The organism is Stenotrophomonas sp. 220_Sma (genome assembly GCF_056487375.1).
Genome location: NZ_CM151348.1, coordinates 4,348,845 through 4,365,607, shown reverse-complemented (window position 1 = coordinate 4,365,607; position 16,763 = coordinate 4,348,845). Strand labels below are relative to the sequence as shown.

Genomic DNA, 16,763 nt, shown 5'->3' with positions numbered 1-16,763 from the left:
GTTGCGCAAGCCTGGGCGCGTGGCGTTGCGCAGCGATGGCTGAGGGTTTTTCAGTGTGTCTTGGCGCCGGCGGGTAGCCGGTTGAGCGCAGGCTCCACTACACTGTAAAGCTGCGCAGGGCCTATAGCTCAACGGTTAGAGCAGGGGACTCATAATCCATCCCCATCCCGTTTCGCGGGGTCGCCGAATTTCTCATTTCCCCTCAGAAATCAGCATATTTCCTGCGTTTTTTGTGCATCCATGTTTCGGCCGATTGCACCGAATACGCCCGATTTTCCGTCACAGTTACACCGGAATTACACCGGCCAACCGTGCTGCCTGCAAACCTCATTTTTGAGGTTTGCAGGCAATTCGCCGACTTCCCGGTGATTTACCGATTGAGCGATGCCCGCAGTGCGCTACTGCCGGATGCGCGTACCCCCTGCGTCGTGACGGCCTCCAACCGGTCCAACCGATCCACCACCTGCGCGAGTAGAGCATTGCTCTGCTGCACCGCCGCCGTGGTCGCGGCCTGTGCCTTGTTGTCCACCACCAGGTCGAACACAGCGCGCGCGAAGTTGTCCGGCAGCGCCTCGATGGTGTCGGCCAGCTCGCCCATGCCCACGCCACCCTTGTCGAGGTCGCCCACCTTCATGCCGTCGATCAGGCCGGTCACCTGGCCGTAGAGGCCGTTGTAGTCCTGCCCGCTGGCGTAGAGGTTCCGACCGAAGCCCAGCGCCGCCTGTGCGGCCGCCTGCGCTGCGCTACTGTCGCCGCCCGCCACCGCCCGCTCCAGCTCCTGCATGGTCTTCTGCAGCTTCTCCTGATCGGTCAGCGGCGACAGGTCGCTGACGGATAGCCCGTAGCTAATGGCTTTCTTGTCCTTGTCGATCTGCGCTTGCAGCTTTCCCATGTTGCTGGCGCGCAGTGCCTCGATCTTGGCCAGGTCCTCAGCGCGCGCGCCCGACAGGCCCAGCGCCTTGGCGTAGTCGTTGGCCGACTTCACCTGTTGCCGGTAGGTGCGCTCGATGCTCAGTGCCTGCTGCTGGTAGGCGGTCAGGTCCCCAGTGAGCAGCTGCGTCGACACGTCGGCCATCAGGGTGGAGTAGTTGCCCAGCAGGCCCGACACCTTGCTGATCTGCGTGGCCAGGTCCGTACCGGCAACGCCGGCCAAGTCCTGGAAATAGTCCACCGCCTTGTTCACCTTGTCGATCTCCAGGCCGTTGAGTGCCCGGCCCAGCTCGTCGGCGTTGCCCACCGCCAGTTCGATGGATGCTCCCAGCGCCGCGAACACGTCCGCCGAGTCGAAGTAGCCATCCAACTGCCCACCGAAGCCCGCCGCCCGCACGGCCTCCGTGTAGAGCCGATCCTGCATGCCGGCGAGGTAGGACTCCAGCTGCTGCTGGGCCTCGGCCGAATCCGCCGACAACGACAGTTTGCCCAGGCTTACCTTGACCCCGGCCAGCTGCTTGCTCAGGTCCACGCCCAGCTGCTTGGCCAGGTCAGTGGTTGCGCCACGGATCTGCCGAGCCGCCATGTCGAACGTGCGATCGATGCCCGGATCCAGCGCGCCATACTGGGTCCACTTCTTGTCAGAGCGGAACCAGCCGCCCTTTTGCTTCACGTCCGCGTAGCTCTGGCCGTCCAGTCCACCGAAGCCGTAATCGCCCGTGATGCCCTGACCGGTGATCTTGGGCGCACTGCGCCCGAACGCCTTGCCCATCAGCGAGCTGCCGGAGAAGATCGCCGCCGTCTTTCGGTTCATGCCCAGCGCGCGCCCGATCACGTCCAGCGACATGCTGTCGAGCATGACCGGCGTCAGCAGTCCACCGGATGCGAAGTGGCCGCGCTTCAATAGGTCGAACTTGTCCTGGTTCTCCAGTCCGAAGCCCTCCTTGTACGCGCTGCCGGCCATCTGCATCCCCATCGCGATCAAGGCAGCGTAGGGAGCAAACGCGGCCACGGCGCCGAGCGCACCGGTAGCCGCTCCTGCGGCACCGGCCCCACTGGCAGCGGCCGTGCCACCTCCCGTCAGTGCAGCCACGTTGTTGCCGAAGCCCATCATGGTGTTCGGGCCGAAGCCACCCGCCGCGGCTGCGGCGCCGGGGGTGAACCCGATAGCGCTCTGACCCTTCGATAGCAGGCTGGCGATGTTGGCGGCGTTCTGGCCGCCTGCGGCAGTGCCATTGCCGGCGAAGATCCCCAGGATGCTGTTGAGGCTCAACCCGTTGCCGCCGCCGAGCCCATTGATGCCGTCCATGATGCGGGTCTGAATCGGGAGCACCAGCTTTTGCTCCAGCAGCTGGCGCGCTATGTCGCGCAGCCCCTGCCGGGCAATGTCCTTCATGTCGTCCCACATGCCCGACCAATCGCGCAGGCCGCCCGCGACGAAGTTGGCCATAGCGTCGGCCGTGTCGCTGACCAGGTAAGTGCCCACGTCGGCCCACTGCTGAAGGCTGGCTGCGTACTTGTCCGCGTCGATGCTGGCCTGTGCCGCAGCGCGCGCCTGTGCCATGAGTGAGGCGCTGAGGTCGGCGGTGATACCCGCGCCGGCCGCGTTCGCCTCGTTGATGGCCTCCTGCATGTCGCGCTGGTTCTGCATCTCACGGCGTGCGCGCTCCCGTGCCGGCCCGATGAGGCGCATCATGTCCAACTCGCCGCTCATGGTGTCCAGCAGCGCCTGCGGCGCCCGCTTGCGCTTGTCCAGCTCGGCGGTGGTGGTGGCCAGCTGCGCCGCTGATTCCTTCTCCAGCGTGTTGAAGGCAGCGCGCGTGATGTTGCCGGCGGCCAGCTCCTTGTTCAATTCGGCCAGGCGTTGCTTGTGCTTCTGCTCGGCCTCGGCCAGCGGGCCGGCCATCGTGGCGGCGGCCAGGTCCGCCTCGGCGGTATAGCGTCGCAACAGCTCCGCCTGGCGGTCGTACGCCGCGTTCCCGGTCTTCGCCGCGTTCCCCTTGCCTGGCGGCTTGGGTGGCTCGTAGGCATCCGGCATGGCTGGCAACAACGCCCATTCGGGCATGCGCTCCGATCCTTCCAGCACAGTGACGCTGGGCCGCTTGGCGGTCTTGGGCTGCATCGCCTTCCAGCCGTTGTCGGCATAGGCAGTGCCTTGTGCGTACTCGTTCTTGAAGCCCTCCCAGCCGCCACCGCCGAACGCGTATTGACCGGTCGCCAGCTTGAACGCTGCATGGCCTTGCTTCTCCACGCCCACCAAGCCGCCCCGGATGCGGTCGAAGAAGTCCACGACGGCGCCGCCGTCCCGCACCGCGTCGGTGACGCCCCGGATGGCACCGGAGAGAGCGTCGGCCGCTTCCTTGGCGAAGTTGCCGTTGACTGCCACGGCGTCGAGCTGATCGGTGAAGTCCTGCAGGGCCGGCAGGATGCCGGCCACAACCTGCACCTTCATGCCTTGCAGGGACAGCTCCGCACGGTTCGTCACATCACGCATGCCCAGCATTGCCTGGGTCAGCTGCGTGTCGATGATGCTACCTGCGGCCTCCGCAGCGTTGCCCATGCGGTTGAACTCGGCGCTGTTGTTGCGCAGCAGTGGGATCAGCATCGCCGAATCACTGGCGATGGCCTCCATGTAGCTGGTCAGCTCCGACTGCGAGAGGTTCGCCTTCTCCAGGCTCTTGAAGTACAGGCCCAGGGCGTCGGGGCCAGACAGCTTGCGGAAGCTCTCGACGGTGAGGCCGCTGCCCTTGGCGATGTTGTCGAAGAAGTCTTTCATCTCCCCGCCGCCCGTTTGGGCGTAGTCGCCGATTTTCTCCTGCACGTCCTTGAAAATATCGGCCAGCTTCTCCTGGCTGATACCTACCGTGCGGGCACCTGCGGCCATGCGCTGGAACTCCTGCGACGTGGTGCCGGAGAGCTTGCCCAGCCGGTCGTACTCCACTGCCAACTGCCCAACCTGCTTGGTCCAGGTGAACACAGCCGTGCCAGCAGCAGCGGCAGCGGTGCCAAGCGCCGCGCCCGCCACGGTAGCGACGCGAGTCATGGAGGCGTGGATCTGCGTGGCTTTCTGGCTGGCCAGCCGCTCGGCCTTGGTCATGCCCGTTTCAAACGAACCCGTCTTCATCAGCAGGTCGACGGTGAGGGTATAGAGGCTCATGGGTATCCCGGCCTGAAATTTGAATTCTGTGGAAGCGCGAAGAAAAGGGGGCGCGCGTGTCGAGGGGGGAGGCCCTTCAAGTTTCGACCTCCCCCCTCCCGTTGCCTGGTCACGACGCTGAGGACGCTGCCCGCGCTGGCGCCGCCCAGGCTGCCGGTGTTGTCAGGGGCACCGCCGGCTGGCCCCGCCCTTTACTCGGTGTCCGTCACGCCTTCGATGACGGTGAACGCCTTGGGGTAGGCCGATGCCACGTCCAGACGGGTGTGGCAGATGAAACCAACCTCGCCAGTCTCGGCATACAGCTCCTTCAGCAGCTGGATCGACACGGACTCGCGCATGTAGATGGTGAACATCTGGAAACCGCCCACGTAGATGGCGGCCGCGTTGGTGGCCGTGCCCACATCCTCGTTGGTCGGGATCTGGCTGGTGGTGAGGAACTTCCAGTTGCTCAGGGCTTCCGGCCGACGCAGCGGCTGGCCAGTGGTGTCCACCAGCAGGCTCATGGTTTCGTCCTCGCGCGGCGACAGGATCGCCACGTCCGGCACCGGGGCGTTGGCCTCGGTGATGAGGCGACGGGCGCGGATGAACTGGCGCCAGTCGGTGATCGGCGCGCCGTTGGTGCCCATCGGCAGCTTGTTGATACCCGGGATGTTGCGCAGGCCGCGGATCTCCGGCTCGCTGCCGCTGCCCATCAGGGATGCGCGGTCGATCTCCTTGGCGAACGCTTGGGCAATGGCCGTGCGGAGCGCAGCGTCCAGGCCGCCCAGCGAATCGGCCAGCAACTCGCGAGAGATCTTGAAGCGGAACGCCAGGCTGCGCGGGGTGACCTTGACCGCGCGGAACGCCGGCTCGCTCTCAGCCACCTGGCCGTGCTCCTGGCGCCAGGCTGGGGTGGGGATGGTGTCCACTGCCGCGATGCTGAAGGAGCTGGCCGAGGTATCCAGCACGGCCACGTTGGCGCCTGCGCTGAGAACGGACGAGGCGGGCACCAGGGCGTTGAGGATGCCCGGCATCAGCACGGTCGGCACGGTGTAGCCGCCTGCGGTGTTCGTGCCCTCGCTGAGCGCAGCGCGCACGCCGTCGCTGGTGCGCATGTTGGCGACGCCCCGGATGAAGTCCGACAGGCTCACCTGGTCATCGCCATTGTTGAAGCCGCCGCCGTCCGGGCGCATCGCATTCAGGCGCCGCGCGATGGTTGCCTGGTTCTGCAGGTCTGACGCGGTGAGCAGCGTGCCGATCTGGCGGCCTTCGGTGTCGCGCAGGCGCTCGCCGTCGGTCATGGTGCCCATCGCGTTTGCAGCCGTCAGGTCCATCTGTTCTTGATGGTCCAAGGCAGCGCTGACCATGTTGATGGCATTGTGGATGTATTCCATCGCATCAGCGGTGGCGTCGTTGAGGTTCCCATCTTTCTCGCGAATGTGTGCCGACAATGCATTGGATGCGCGGCGTAGGCTGCTTCGATAGGCCAGGGCCTCAGCGCGCGGGATCTGGTTCAGCGGCTTGTCTGTACTTGGCTCGTCAATTTTGACGCCGAGCTTGCCCAGCTCCGCCTTGGCCAAGACCTCGGCCTTGCGGTTTGCGTGCCGGTCTCGCATCTGCTGGTAATCGTTGTGGTGAGGCATTGGATAGTCCCTATTTGGGGTCCAGAAACGCACAAGCGCGCCCGGACCATGGTGAAGTGGTCTCAGAGCGCGCTTTGGCGTTGCCTCTGCCGCAGTGTCGGCCCAGTGTCAGGTTTGCCCGTGGGGCAGTCTGTCTTGGACGCGCTCAGTTTATCGCTGTTGTTGCTTGGCGATGCCTGTTTCGTTACGCGGAATTCAGCGCGCGCCGAATTCGATGCGCCTTCTGTCTGCACGCATCGGAGCAGTAGCGCCGTGGTCGGCCGGTCGCCTGGTCGCGGAGCGGTCCACCACAGACCTCGCACCGAAATTCAAATTCTGCGGAAGCGCGAAGAAAGGGGGGCGCGCGTGTCGGGCTGGCAGACGCTTCAACTTTCCGCCTCCCCCTACGGTCCATGTCGATCACCGTATGGCTGGTGGTGAACCTGGTGCATGGGGTGCAGCGGGCGCATGGGGTGCAGCGGGCGCATGGGGTGCAGCGGGCGCATGGGGTGCGCCCCGTGCAGTTCGCGCCGTTCGGGCCTGAGGCCCTGAAAAGACGTGCAGCAAGAGCCGGGAGCAACAACGCCAAAGCGGTGGAGCGGAACAAAAGAAAACGGGCTCCGCCTGGTAATACTTATAAGGACAGCACGGGGCGCTGTACGAACAGCCTCAAAGTGGGCCTGACTACAGCACGGGGCGCTGTAGTCATGGATTCTTGCCGCACTGGGCGCTGTACGTGGTCCGCGACTACAGCACGGGGCGCTGTAGGGTGCAGCACGGGGCGCTGTACTGTTTGCGTTTTTCATACCGCCTCAGCTTCTTCACGTTGCAGCACGGGGCGCTGCACTAATTCCGTTTTTCCAGCGCGCGCTCCCTTGCGCTTGCCTGCACTGCGGACGTAGTCAGGGCGCTCGTGCTTCCAGCTATCGGAAGGCTTTGCGGTGGCCGACACGTCGAGCGGCCTGTCCTTCTTCCAGTCGATGCGGCGCCAGGTGAATGCGTAGAGCGTCGCCGCGTTCCGGCCGCCCTGCTTGGTGCGTTCGATGATCCGATAGTGCTCAAGCTCCGCCGCTGCCTTCCTGACGGTGTTCTCGGAGTTCCAATGCGCGTCCTGCATCAACGCCCATGACGCGCACAGGTATCCGTTGTTGAAGCCGGTGTACTGACGTGCAAGGTCCTGCACCAGCTTGTGCGCGTAGGGACTGAGCCGCGTGTAGTTCGGATGCCGAAGCAGCGTGTAGGGGATGACGAAGGCCATCCCCCCGTCGATATCCTCCCAACGGTTTTCCTTCTTGCGCCTAGCCATGGGGCGCCTTGGCCGGGCTCTTGAGCAGAAAATGACGACGACGCCCAGGTGCTGCCGCCGCCGCTTCAATCCACCCATGCGCCTCCAATGCCTTGAATGCCCTCTCCACGGGGCGCTGCGAGACGTTCAGGTGCTTGCGGGCCTCTCGAACGCTGAGGGATACCAGGGCGCTCCCTGTGCGGGCTTCCAGCGCGCGCAGCTGGATCAGTAGCGCACACGCAACTGGCTCCAATGATCGGAAGCTGGTTGATCGCAGCTCTTCCTGCGTCAGCTGAACGTAGAAGTCACGATTCATCGCATGCGCTCCCGTGCGGCCACTACGCGGGCGGCGCTCTGCAACAGCTGGCCGACACTGCGGCCCCAATCAGCGCCGGCACGATCTGCGCGGCGTTGGATCCACTCATGCACACGGGCCTCGGCAGGGTTACCCCGGTGCTGCAGGGCGCAGGCGCCGCACAGCACGTAGGGCAGGGAGGCCCAGCCGAACTCCCGCTCCACACGATGGAACGTGCCGAACACTGGTAGCAGCGGCTTGCCGCAGCAGTCGCAGGCGATGGGTTCCACTACTGGCCGCCGGCTCATGGGCATGTGCTCCGCTTCTGGATGGCTACGTGTTCGCGGTAGGCGGTCAATGCCGCTTCGCGCGCCTTCGCCAAGGTCACCCGGGGTCCTGGACTGCGGTTGCCGATGGTCAGCAGCAGGTCGGCCAGGCCGTCCAATGCCAGTCCGAGCTCGCCATCTGGCCAACCCTCTGGCCTGCTGCGATTCGGGAAGGGAATGATGATCGCGCTCATCCGACCCTCCGCAGCTTGTTGGCATAGGTGACGAGGCCCAGCACCCGCAGCGCAGCGCGGGGGATCGTGTGCCCCTCGTAGATGCCCGACAGCGCGTAGACGTACAGGCCGCCCGGGCGGTGCTGCACGAAGCGAATCAGCGCCTCGCCGTCGATCTCCACGGCATACATGGCGTCGTAACGGTATTCCGTCACTTCCAGGTCGATCACCAGCACGTCGCCGGGCAGGTAGTTGGGAGCGTTCTGGCTGTCCGTCAGCGCGACGGTGGCCCAGCGCGCGGTGTCGGAAAAGTCTGAATGCGCGTCGGGTATTTGCCCGATTGCGGGCAGGGATGGTTGGTGTACGATGTGGCTCATGGTCAAGTCGTTCCTCGCAAGGGTCCGATGGCTTTCACGGCTCACTCCGGCGGCAACCGGGTGGGCCGTTTCTCTTTCAGCGGGGCAGCGCACGGCTGTCCGCCGTCTCCACAACTGCGGCCTCCAAATACGCGTCCAGGTCGGTTCTGCGGTAGAAGCAGCGCGCGCCAAGCTTCAGGTAGCGCGGCCCTTTCCCCTGCATGCGCATCTTCTCCAGTGAGCTGGTGCTGATCCCCAAGTACTGCGCGGCGTCCGGTCCCTTGAGCCGTTCCTCCGGCGGGGAGTTGTGATCGGGTTGCTTCATTTCGATCCTTGCTATGTGAATGTAGCGATGTGCTACATGCCATTTGTAGCACCCCCTGCTAGCCTGTGCAAGCACCTTGCTACATGCTAGATTTGGTCATGGCCCGTGAAGACGTTCAAACAAACATCCGGCTACCTGCCGAGCTAAAAGACCTCCTGCTAGAAGCTGCTGCGGCTTCTGGGCGCTCGCTATCTGGCGAGGTGGTGTTCCGCCTCTCGCAAAGCTTCAAGATGGACGAGGCGAACAGTGCGCTGGCGAGGAATTCGCGCCATATCGATGAAGGCGCGGAGTTGTTGAATCGAAATATGGCGAGGGTCGAAGAGGGGATAGCGACGCTGGAACAGCTGCGCACGTCCTTGGAACTTCGTCTCGCAGAGGCGCAGGAACTGCTTGATTCGCACAAGAGGAAGTAGTGGCCGCCTTCCTGAAGCTCACCAGGTCGGCACAGCGCGCGCTGAAGCCCGGCCAGTCGATCAGCGAACACGGGATCACCTACACCCGCACCGCGAACGGCGATGGGCGATGGTCGGTCAACGTGATGGTGGCCAGGCGTCGGCATCACCAAGTGGTGGGCTTGGAGTCAGAGGGCTATACCCGCACGCAGGCTGAGGACGTGGTGGCAGCGCTCAAGGCCGCCAAGCGCAGCGCGTCCCATGGCGTGCAGGGCAGCAAGGGCAACGCCTCGCAGACCGTCGCGCAGGCCGCTGACGACTACCTGGACTATCTGCGCCGGCATGACGGCAAGGACATTGACTCCAAGGAGCGGCGGTTCCGTGATCACATCAAGCCGCACCTCGGGCGCCGGCCGGTTGCCAGGCTGACCGACGATGACTGGCTCGCCTACGTGGCCACCCGGAAGGGCGAGGGCGCCAGCCCGGGCACGATCAACCGTGAGCGCTCTGCGCTGCTGCACATGCTCAACACCATGCGGCGCCGGAAGATCCTTAACGCTGCGCCGCTGCTGGCCCGCCAGCGCGAGCCGCAGGGAAAGCTGGTGTACCTGACGCCGGAAGAGTCGCAACGGCTGCTGCTGGCCGCCCAGGAAGACGTGTCGCCATTGGCGCATCGGTTTGTGATGGTGACGCTCTACACCGGCCTGCGGCACAGCGCAGCGCTCAACCTGCGGGCTGGCGACGTGGACGTGCAGCGCAGGATTCTGTGGATCGGCAAGGACAAGGCTGGCCGGCGCGAGCAGCCCATGCCGCAAGTGCTGGCGCAGTACCTTGGCAAGGTCATCAAAGGAATGGAGGCTGAGGCTTACCTATTCCCATCACAGCGCGCGGGCAGTGGCCGGGCCTATCAGATGAACGCCGTATTCGGTCGGTGCGTGCAGCGCGCGGGCATCGCCAAGCATGTGACCCCGCACACGATGCGGCACACCGCCGCGACCAACGCTGCGCATGCTGGGCTCGATGCGGCGACCATCCAAGCAATGGGCGGCTGGAAGACAAGAGCTATGGCCGAAAGGTACACTCACGCGGCTTCGATGCAGGACGCTATGGCGGCCCTACAGAAACAGCTTTCCGGCGACGCGATTACACCGAAATTACAACGGCGACCGCGCAAAACCGCCTGAAACCCTTACAGGGCCTATAGCTCAACGGTTAGAGCAGGGGACTCATAATCCCTTGGTTCCAGGTTCGAATCCTGGTGGGCCCACCATAAAAAAATCAGGCACTTAGGCTGCTGCCCAAGTGCCTTTTTTGTGCCGCCGGGAAAATTGTCGGGAAAATTCAGCGCTTGCGCGGTGGTTTCACGATTGGCATATCGTGATCGTAGCGGCCCGTCGTGGTCGGTGATTTGTGCCCGGCCGCGTCCTGCTTGTCGCCACGGTTGCCCTCGGTGTCGGTAATGCCCCGGTGCTTGAGACCGTGCATCGAGAACCGCTCGTCTTCCTCAATCACTCCCTCGCTCATTGCCATGCGAATGAAGCGTTGCCAGGCACTGGACATTGAAGACCGGGCGATGGGGTTGCCTGTCTGTTCCACCAAGAGGACGCGCTGCTCCGCCCTGATGGGCACAGGGACGTTGCGACCCTTGCGGTTCCAGATCGCGTTACGTCGAGTGACCAGCGCCTCCCATGCCTCGATCATCTCCTCGTTCCATTCCGTGACTGATGCGCGCGATCCCTTCCGCCGTTCACCATGTACGCCATGGTTCAGGCGGTGGGCGTCGGTAAGCTATCCGTATAGGGGTAATCTGACAGACAGGATGCATCTATCGAGGCGAGTATTGGTGCGACCGCAATATGGCGGTTGGAAAAACAGGGGGCGCAATGGCAACTGTAAAAAAGAAGGTCGCAGAGAAAAAGCTTGTGGCCGAGGATCAGGCAGCACCGCGGGCTCGAATGCACAAGCTAGTAATTAAGAATTTTCGGGCAATAGGCAGGCAGGCTGTTGAAATCGAGCTAGACGACATTGTTGTCCTGGTAGGTGCGAACAACACCGGGAAGAGCTCCATCCTTCGCGCGTACCAGCTTGTGATGGAGTCGGGCGCGAAGGGGGACCTGCTGGCAGAGGATTTTCCTGGAGGCTACGTCACGGGTGCAGAGTTGAAAGACGAGGACATGCCGAGTATCGAGCTAGAGACCGTCCTCTTCGCTGATAGTAAGCCGCCAGCTGATAAATGGATTGATGTTCGACCCAATGGAGATCGACATGTAAGGGAGCGTTGGACTTGGAGTTGCCCTGGTAAGCCTAAGAAAAGGGGCTTCAACGTCGAGCTCAACGCTTGGGATGCTAACCATGGCCCTTGGGGAACCGCATCCGTTGCTCAGTCCAATAGGCCCGAGATGCATCGGATTGAAGCCTTCGACGATCCCAAGAAGCAAGCCGATAGCATCATTTCCCTTCTGGAGGAGGCGACGAAGCAGCGGGTCAAGGCGCTTATCGAAGAAGAGGGCAAGGAAGGTGCTTACGCAAAGCTCCTTGCAGGAGTCGCGGAACTCCAAAAGGCAGTCGCAACCGAGGCCATGGAGGCGATCAACGAGGTGCGTCTAGAACTGGTGAGGGCGATGGCCGATGTCTTTCCAGGCTACAGTATTACGTTGGATGCTCGTCCAGAGGACGATCTAAGCAGGAGCATATCCTTCTTCAAGGCCCCGCCAGTTCTCAGAATGGGGCCCGCAGATGGGCACCAATCGGATCTGGAGCGACAGGGCAGTGGAGCCAGGCGAACACTTATGTGGAACGCGCTCAGGATCATCGCGGACCACAAAGCGGGAGCGAAAGGAACGGAAAGGCCCCATGTGCTGCTACTGGATGAGCCGGAGCTGTGCCTGCACCCTGCCGCAGTGCGTGATGCTTGCAACGTGCTCTACTCGCTTCCCGGCGGAAAAACATGGCAGGTGATGGTGACTACTCACTCACCCGCTTTCATCGATCTCTCGCGTAACAATACTTCCATTGTAAGAGTAGAGCGATCTCAGGCCGGAACCGTCTCAGGCACAACAATCTTCCGTCCTGATCGGGCCAGGCTAGGCGATGAAGACAAGGAGCGGCTGAAGCTCCTGAATATGTATGACCCCTATGTTGCCGAGTTCTTCTTCGGTGGTCGGACGGTGATCGTGGAGGGGGATACTGAGTACGCGGCATTTCGGGAGGTTATCGCCGATGATCCGGCGAAATTCCACGATGTGCACATCGTGCGGGCGCGCGGGAAGTACACCATTGTTGCGCTCTGTAAGATCTTGAATCAGTTCAAGTGTTCCTATTCCGTGCTTCACGATGCTGATTTGCAGAGAGCAAAGAATAGGAAAGGCCAGCTGGTCGCAAACAGTGCATGGGTAGCCAACGGGAAAATTCTCGAAGAGGTAAAGAACTCTCCGTCCGATGTTCGTCTTGTTGCCTCTCTGCACACATTCGAGGTAGCAATGTTTGGTGAACTCGTATCCGGAGAGAAGCCTTACGCATCCTGGCTGAGAGTTCGAGAGGATGCACTTGCCCGGAAAAGAGTGTTTGATCTGCTGGAGTTCCTTGTCAGGAGCTCGGATGACTGTCCGGCCGGCGTTTTGGAGTGGGACGATGAAGCTGCGTTATCGGCGGCTGTTGCCGAGTTCGAGCCTGTAGCTGATGAGGTTGTAGAAGGCTGATTGGCGGTGGGCGCGTAGGCTCGGTCGACCTCAAGTATCGTCTGGAGTGCTCGACCGAGCCATTTAGGGGGAGAACGCCTTGAGGCCGCAGTTCTGCGGACACTTTATGATTGCTGCGCGCGGACAACTTATGCCTGCGGGAACAGCTGCTCTCTTCTTCCCCGCGCACTGCCTTCAAGGCAACATCTGATCCACACGCAAGGATCGAACATGCCCGACACCCGCCCCCCGGTGGAAGACTTCACCACTGAAATCGAAGACAGCCGGCATCTGTTCGCCTGGTGCCTGGTGCGCTACGGCCAGATTCCCGAAGCGCTGGCAATCGAACAGGCACGCGAACGCTATCCGGACCAGGCCGCCGGCCACGAATACGAGCACGAACTGCTCTTCCACGACGAGCCCTGGCATTGGGCGATGCTGCATGTGCTGGGCGAAGGGTACTGGCACCAGAACCCGGAACTGTTGCAGCCGTCGCTGGAGTACGACACCGAATCGGACGCGCTGTGCCTGGCGCGCGGCGAGCCGATTCCCTTGCTGGATGAGGATGAGTATCTCGGTGCGCTTGCGCACGCGCGCCATATGCATGCGTGGACGTTGATCCATCAGGCAGGGATTGACGAAGAGCAGGCACAGCGGCAGGCGCTTGAGTACTACGCGTACTTTCCGCCGCATCATCGCTGGCGCATGTGCGTCCACGATGCGCGCGCTGCATGGGTCGACGTGATGAGCGTACTGCACATCAATGACTACTGGAGCCGGCCCGAACTGCAGAGGCCGCCTGAGGCGTACTGGCGCGCGTCACGTGCATTCGCCCTGGCACAGGGGCTCCAGCTGCCGGAAACTCCGCCTCCCTCATGAGAGGGCGCTGCAAGGGTGGCATGATGCGGCTTCCGCCGATCCGTACGACAAGGAGCCCGCATGAAGCGCAGTGCCCGTATGTTCGTCGCCCTGACTACCCTTGCGGCACTGCCTGCCGCTGCCGAGCCGTCCGACTCACCCAAGCGCCCGTCGGTTGACACCCTGCAACGCCTGATCGTCGACAAGGCACCGCAGACGCGCGTAGCAACACCGGACCACGAGCGCATCACCGCACGGCGCATCGATATCGTCGATGACACGGGGGTGATCCGCATGACGCTGTCCGGAAAGACACCGGCACCGATCATCGATGGCCTGCAGTACAAGCGCGCCTTCAATGTGGCCGGCATGGTGCTGTACGACGACCAAGGCAGCGAACGCGGTGGCTTCGGCACCGCCGATGTCGACGGCGGCATGGCGGTGCTTGCGCTGGACCATCCGGCGATGGATGCGATCGGCTGGCGGGTATCACCCGATGGTGCGGTGAGTTTTTCGATCAACCAGGCGCCGAAACTGATCCGTGAGCCTGCATTGGGCAACAAGCTGATTCCTGGGGTGCAAGCACCGACCCGCATCGGTCTGATGGTCGGGCCTGACGGCACGCCGGCCATTGCCTTGAACGACAAGGCAGACCGCACGCGACTGCGCCTGACTGTCACTGCGGAAGGCTACGGTGCGATCGAGTTCCTCGATGCGCAGGGCAAGGTGATCCACACATTGGCGCCGGAGGCTGAGCTTCGGCGCTAGCACGTGCGGGTCGCCGATCGGCGCTTACCCGCGCCGCCCCCTGCCATCAATGCTGTACCGCCCGGCCCCGGTGCAGGCCAGCAGCAGGAAGCCACCGGCCAGCCCCAGGTTCTTCAGGAACATGATCTGTTGGGTCTGGTCGGCGAAGTTGTGATGGAAGATGAAAGCGGTGACCAGGCTGAAACCCACCAGCACGATCGACACCAGCCGGGTCTGGAAGCCGAACAGGATGCACAGTCCGCTGCCGATCTCGAAGGCGATGGTGGGCCAGAGCAGGATGCCGGGCACGCCCATCGCTTCCATGTAGCCCTGGGTGCCGCTGAGATCACCGAGCTTGCCCAGGCCGGAGATGAGGAACAGCGCCATCAGCAGGATGCGTGCAAGCAGGTAAGCGAGCGAATGGGATGAGTGGCTCACGTCGGTGTCCTCGGAGATGGCCGGCGAAGGCGATCGGAGCCCACGGGCAGTGAAGCCCGTGTCTACGCCAAGGGCAAGGCGCCTTGACAGCTGGCCGTCCGCAGGAGACCTTTCTCCCATGACGATTGATATTGAATCGCTCAGCCTTCGGGAGCTGGGCGCCTTGGTGGTTGCCGCTGAACAGCGGAAACAGCTGATATCCAGCCGCCGTCCGGCCAGTGCGGTACGGCGGATGTTGAAGGCCGCAGCAGCAGAAGCGGGGTATACCCTCGAAGAGTTGTTCGGCGGAGAGGCGAACGAAGAGGCCGCACCGCGCCGGAAACCGGCACGGCGCAGAACCGGGAAAGTGGCTGCCAAGTACCGTGACCCGGAGTACAAACGCCTGACCTGGTCCGGCCGCGGGCGCATGCCGCGCTGGCTGGCGTCCAAGGTGCAGAAGGGCCACAAGGTGACCGACTTCCTGATTCCCGGCCTGGCCCGGCCGACGGCGCGCAAGAGCAGCCCGATCGGCAAGCGCACGGTTTTCAAGAAGGATTGAACCTGCCGCGCTGCTACCCTGCCTGGGTCTTTGAACGAAGGAACACGGGATGGCGCACGATGGCAGCATGACGATCTCATCCAGAGCCCTCTACATCGCGGCAGGCGCGGCGGTGCTGGTCAGCCTGCTGGCCTGGGCGGTGGAATGGAGCGGGATGGCCTATGTCTGCCCGTACTGCCGCGTACAGCGCACGGTCATCGGCGTGCTGGGCGTGCTGATGCTGTTCGCACGACCGGGCGGCCTCATCGTGCCCTGGTTGTCGTACACCGCAGGCGGCTTCGCGTTCGTGGTCGCGGCGATGCAGCACTTCAACGGCTGGAAGCGCATTTCCGCCGGAGATTTCAGCTTCAACGCGCAGTGGTATATCGACCCGTGGCTGCTGTCAGGTTGCGCGATGCTGATCCTGGTGGCGCAGCTGATGCTGGTGCAGGCCGCATGTCGGCGTAGTCTGCACTGAAGCCTGCCCACGGGCGTAGCGTCAGGCGTTCTGGAACACCGCCAGCTGCGCAGCAAACGCACGCTGGTAGGCGGGGCGCTGCGTTGCACGGCCCACATAGGCCACCACCTGCGGGTACTCATCGAGGAGGCCGCTGCTCTTCAGGCGCAGCAGCACCGAAACCATCATCAGGTCGCCGGCGCTGAACTCGCCCTCCAGCCACAACGCCGATCCCAACCAGGCGGACAGCTGCGCCAGCCGCATACGCACGCGCTCATCGAGCATTGGCAGACGCTGCGCATACCAGGGCTGCTCGTGCTCCAGCACCCAGGCCATCGAGCGCTCGACGATGGGCGGCTCCACCGTATTCAATGCAGCGAACACCCACATGATCGCGCGCATGCGTGCATCTGGATCAGCAGGAAGCAGGCCGGCATGCTGCTCGGCCAGGTGCAGCACGATCGCGCCGGATTCGAACAGGACCTGGCCGCCGTCCTGCCAGGTGGGGATCTGCCCGAAGGGGTTGCGGGCCAGGTGCGCGGGCTGCTTCAGCTCGGCAAAGCCGAGCAGCTGCACGTCATAGGGCACGCCCAGCTCCTCCAGCGCCCAGCGCACGCGCATGTCACGGGCCAGGCCCTGGCCGCGGTCCGGGGAAGTGGCGAAGGCGGTGAGGATCGGGCACATCGTGGCACTCCTGCAGGTCGAAGGGCCTGCCTTTCCTGTTCCGACGAACGACGGGGCGGGAAATCGACACCCTTCCCGGGACGGCGGGCGATACACTGCCCCCCACCCACCACTCCTGTGCCTCCTCATGTGGCAGCGCCGCACTTCCCTGGCCGAACTGCAGCAGCAACGCGATGTGCTGCAGGCTGAGATGGATGCGGACGCCCAGCGATGGGTCTCACAGCTTCCGCCGGATGATCTCGTGGCAGCGCTGATGCCGCAGGCGCGCCGGCTTCAGGAGCTCAATCAGCTGATCCTGCGGGCTACACCGCCGCGTGAGCTGATGAAGCGCCTGAAGGCGCTTGAGCGACAGCTGCTCGAACCCGGTACACAGAACGCAGGCGTGCGGAGGGGGCTGGAAGATGAACTGCGCGATCTGCACCTCTATTTCAGCAATCCCCGCCGTCGCCCATTGACGGCAAAGGTCATTCTCATCCTGTTCGCCTGCGTTCTGGCCGCCTTGTTCCTGCCGAGGCTGCTTGCGGACCTGCTGATCGCTCTCTAGG

19 protein-coding genes and 1 tRNA gene are annotated in these 16,763 nt (G+C 63.4%); 9 read left to right on the top strand and 11 right to left on the bottom strand.

What is annotated here, in order from left to right:
• Positions 1 to 370 precede the first annotated feature (370 nt).
• The 8 genes from ACZLIB_RS20355 to ACZLIB_RS20320 all read right to left on the bottom strand — a co-directional run bounded on the left by ACZLIB_RS20355 (position 371) and on the right by ACZLIB_RS20320 (position 8,448).
• Entirely contained in the window at positions 371 to 4,087 is a 3,717-nt protein-coding gene (locus ACZLIB_RS20355) for a phage tail protein (RefSeq protein ID WP_478468565.1), read from the bottom strand.
• 191 nt (positions 4,088 to 4,278) lie between these two features.
• A complete protein-coding gene (locus ACZLIB_RS20350; RefSeq protein ID WP_478468564.1) occupies positions 4,279 to 5,742 on the bottom strand; it encodes a phage major capsid protein in 1,464 nt (487 codons plus the stop codon).
• A 748-nt stretch (positions 5,743 to 6,490) separates the two neighbouring features.
• Positions 6,491 to 6,994, bottom strand: coding sequence for a hypothetical protein (locus tag ACZLIB_RS20345; protein ID WP_478468563.1), 504 nt, complete (start codon positions 6,992 to 6,994; stop codon positions 6,491 to 6,493).
• On the bottom strand, positions 6,987 to 7,289 hold the full coding sequence (locus tag ACZLIB_RS20340) for a hypothetical protein (protein ID WP_478468562.1): 303 nt from the start codon (positions 7,287 to 7,289) through the stop codon (positions 6,987 to 6,989). Before ACZLIB_RS20340 ends, ACZLIB_RS20345 begins: the two co-directional genes overlap by 8 nt.
• The gene (locus tag ACZLIB_RS20335) at positions 7,286 to 7,576 is read right to left on the bottom strand and encodes a hypothetical protein (protein ID WP_478468561.1); all 291 of its coding nucleotides are present in this window, start codon (positions 7,574 to 7,576) and stop codon (positions 7,286 to 7,288) included. The genes ACZLIB_RS20340 and ACZLIB_RS20335 overlap by 4 nt, the downstream gene beginning before the upstream one ends.
• A complete protein-coding gene (locus ACZLIB_RS20330) occupies positions 7,573 to 7,788 on the bottom strand; it encodes a hypothetical protein (RefSeq protein ID WP_478468560.1) in 216 nt (71 codons plus the stop codon). Before ACZLIB_RS20330 ends, ACZLIB_RS20335 begins: the two co-directional genes overlap by 4 nt.
• Complete coding sequence (locus tag ACZLIB_RS20325) at positions 7,785 to 8,144, bottom strand: S24 family peptidase (protein ID WP_478468559.1); 360 nt, start codon at positions 8,142 to 8,144, stop codon at positions 7,785 to 7,787. The genes ACZLIB_RS20330 and ACZLIB_RS20325 overlap by 4 nt, the downstream gene beginning before the upstream one ends.
• 76 nt (positions 8,145 to 8,220) lie before the next feature.
• Positions 8,221 to 8,448 carry a helix-turn-helix transcriptional regulator gene (locus ACZLIB_RS20320; RefSeq protein ID WP_346602840.1) on the bottom strand — a complete coding sequence of 76 codons (228 nt, stop codon included), beginning with the start codon at positions 8,446 to 8,448 and terminating at the stop codon, positions 8,221 to 8,223.
• A gap of 98 nt (positions 8,449 to 8,546) precedes the next feature.
• On the opposite strand from ACZLIB_RS20320, the gene ACZLIB_RS20315 reads away from it, so the two are divergent.
• The 3 genes from ACZLIB_RS20315 to ACZLIB_RS20305 all read left to right on the top strand — a co-directional run bounded on the left by ACZLIB_RS20315 (position 8,547) and on the right by ACZLIB_RS20305 (position 10,110).
• Entirely contained in the window at positions 8,547 to 8,861 is a 315-nt protein-coding gene (locus tag ACZLIB_RS20315) for an Arc family DNA-binding protein (protein ID WP_346602841.1), read from the top strand.
• Positions 8,861 to 10,024, top strand: coding sequence for a tyrosine-type recombinase/integrase (locus tag ACZLIB_RS20310; RefSeq protein ID WP_478468556.1), 1,164 nt, complete (start codon positions 8,861 to 8,863; stop codon positions 10,022 to 10,024). The genes ACZLIB_RS20315 and ACZLIB_RS20310 overlap by 1 nt, the downstream gene beginning before the upstream one ends.
• A gap of 10 nt (positions 10,025 to 10,034) precedes the next feature.
• Positions 10,035 to 10,110 (top strand) — tRNA-Ile (locus ACZLIB_RS20305).
• A gap of 71 nt (positions 10,111 to 10,181) precedes the next feature.
• Here the strand turns inward: ACZLIB_RS20305 and ACZLIB_RS20300 are convergent.
• Positions 10,182 to 10,541: a site-specific integrase gene (locus ACZLIB_RS20300; protein ID WP_107433267.1), complete on the bottom strand. Its 360-nt coding sequence runs from the start codon at positions 10,539 to 10,541 to the stop codon at positions 10,182 to 10,184.
• 182 nt (positions 10,542 to 10,723) lie between these two features.
• Between ACZLIB_RS20300 and ACZLIB_RS20295 the strand changes: the two genes are divergently transcribed.
• The 3 genes from ACZLIB_RS20295 (at position 10,724) to ACZLIB_RS20285 (ending at position 14,143) form a co-directional block, all read left to right on the top strand.
• The gene (locus ACZLIB_RS20295) at positions 10,724 to 12,538 is read left to right on the top strand and encodes an ATP-dependent nuclease (protein ID WP_107433268.1); all 1,815 of its coding nucleotides are present in this window, start codon (positions 10,724 to 10,726) and stop codon (positions 12,536 to 12,538) included.
• A 210-nt stretch (positions 12,539 to 12,748) separates the two neighbouring features.
• A complete protein-coding gene (locus tag ACZLIB_RS20290) occupies positions 12,749 to 13,396 on the top strand; it encodes a hypothetical protein (RefSeq protein WP_125892317.1) in 648 nt (215 codons plus the stop codon).
• A gap of 60 nt (positions 13,397 to 13,456) precedes the next feature.
• A complete protein-coding gene (locus ACZLIB_RS20285; protein WP_478468555.1) occupies positions 13,457 to 14,143 on the top strand; it encodes a hypothetical protein in 687 nt (228 codons plus the stop codon).
• A gap of 24 nt (positions 14,144 to 14,167) precedes the next feature.
• Here the strand turns inward: ACZLIB_RS20285 and ACZLIB_RS20280 are convergent, their stop codons facing one another.
• The gene (locus ACZLIB_RS20280) at positions 14,168 to 14,560 is read right to left on the bottom strand and encodes a DoxX family protein (RefSeq protein ID WP_032128569.1); all 393 of its coding nucleotides are present in this window, start codon (positions 14,558 to 14,560) and stop codon (positions 14,168 to 14,170) included.
• Positions 14,561 to 14,678: 118 nt separating this feature from the next.
• Between ACZLIB_RS20280 and ACZLIB_RS20275 the strand changes: the two genes are divergently transcribed.
• Together ACZLIB_RS20275 and ACZLIB_RS20270 are read left to right on the top strand one after the other, a co-directional pair.
• Complete coding sequence (locus tag ACZLIB_RS20275; protein WP_012512202.1) at positions 14,679 to 15,098, top strand: H-NS histone family protein; 420 nt, start codon at positions 14,679 to 14,681, stop codon at positions 15,096 to 15,098.
• A gap of 49 nt (positions 15,099 to 15,147) precedes the next feature.
• Complete coding sequence (locus ACZLIB_RS20270; protein ID WP_180844716.1) at positions 15,148 to 15,555, top strand: hypothetical protein; 408 nt, start codon at positions 15,148 to 15,150, stop codon at positions 15,553 to 15,555.
• Between the two features lie 21 nt (positions 15,556 to 15,576).
• Here the strand turns inward: ACZLIB_RS20270 and ACZLIB_RS20265 are convergent, their stop codons facing one another.
• On the bottom strand, positions 15,577 to 16,218 hold the full coding sequence (locus tag ACZLIB_RS20265) for a glutathione S-transferase family protein (RefSeq protein ID WP_414576877.1): 642 nt from the start codon (positions 16,216 to 16,218) through the stop codon (positions 15,577 to 15,579).
• Positions 16,219 to 16,345: 127 nt separating this feature from the next.
• Between ACZLIB_RS20265 and ACZLIB_RS20260 the strand changes: the two genes are divergently transcribed.
• On the top strand, positions 16,346 to 16,762 hold the full coding sequence (locus tag ACZLIB_RS20260; RefSeq protein WP_049423734.1) for a hypothetical protein: 417 nt from the start codon (positions 16,346 to 16,348) through the stop codon (positions 16,760 to 16,762).
• Position 16,763 lies beyond the last annotated feature (1 nt).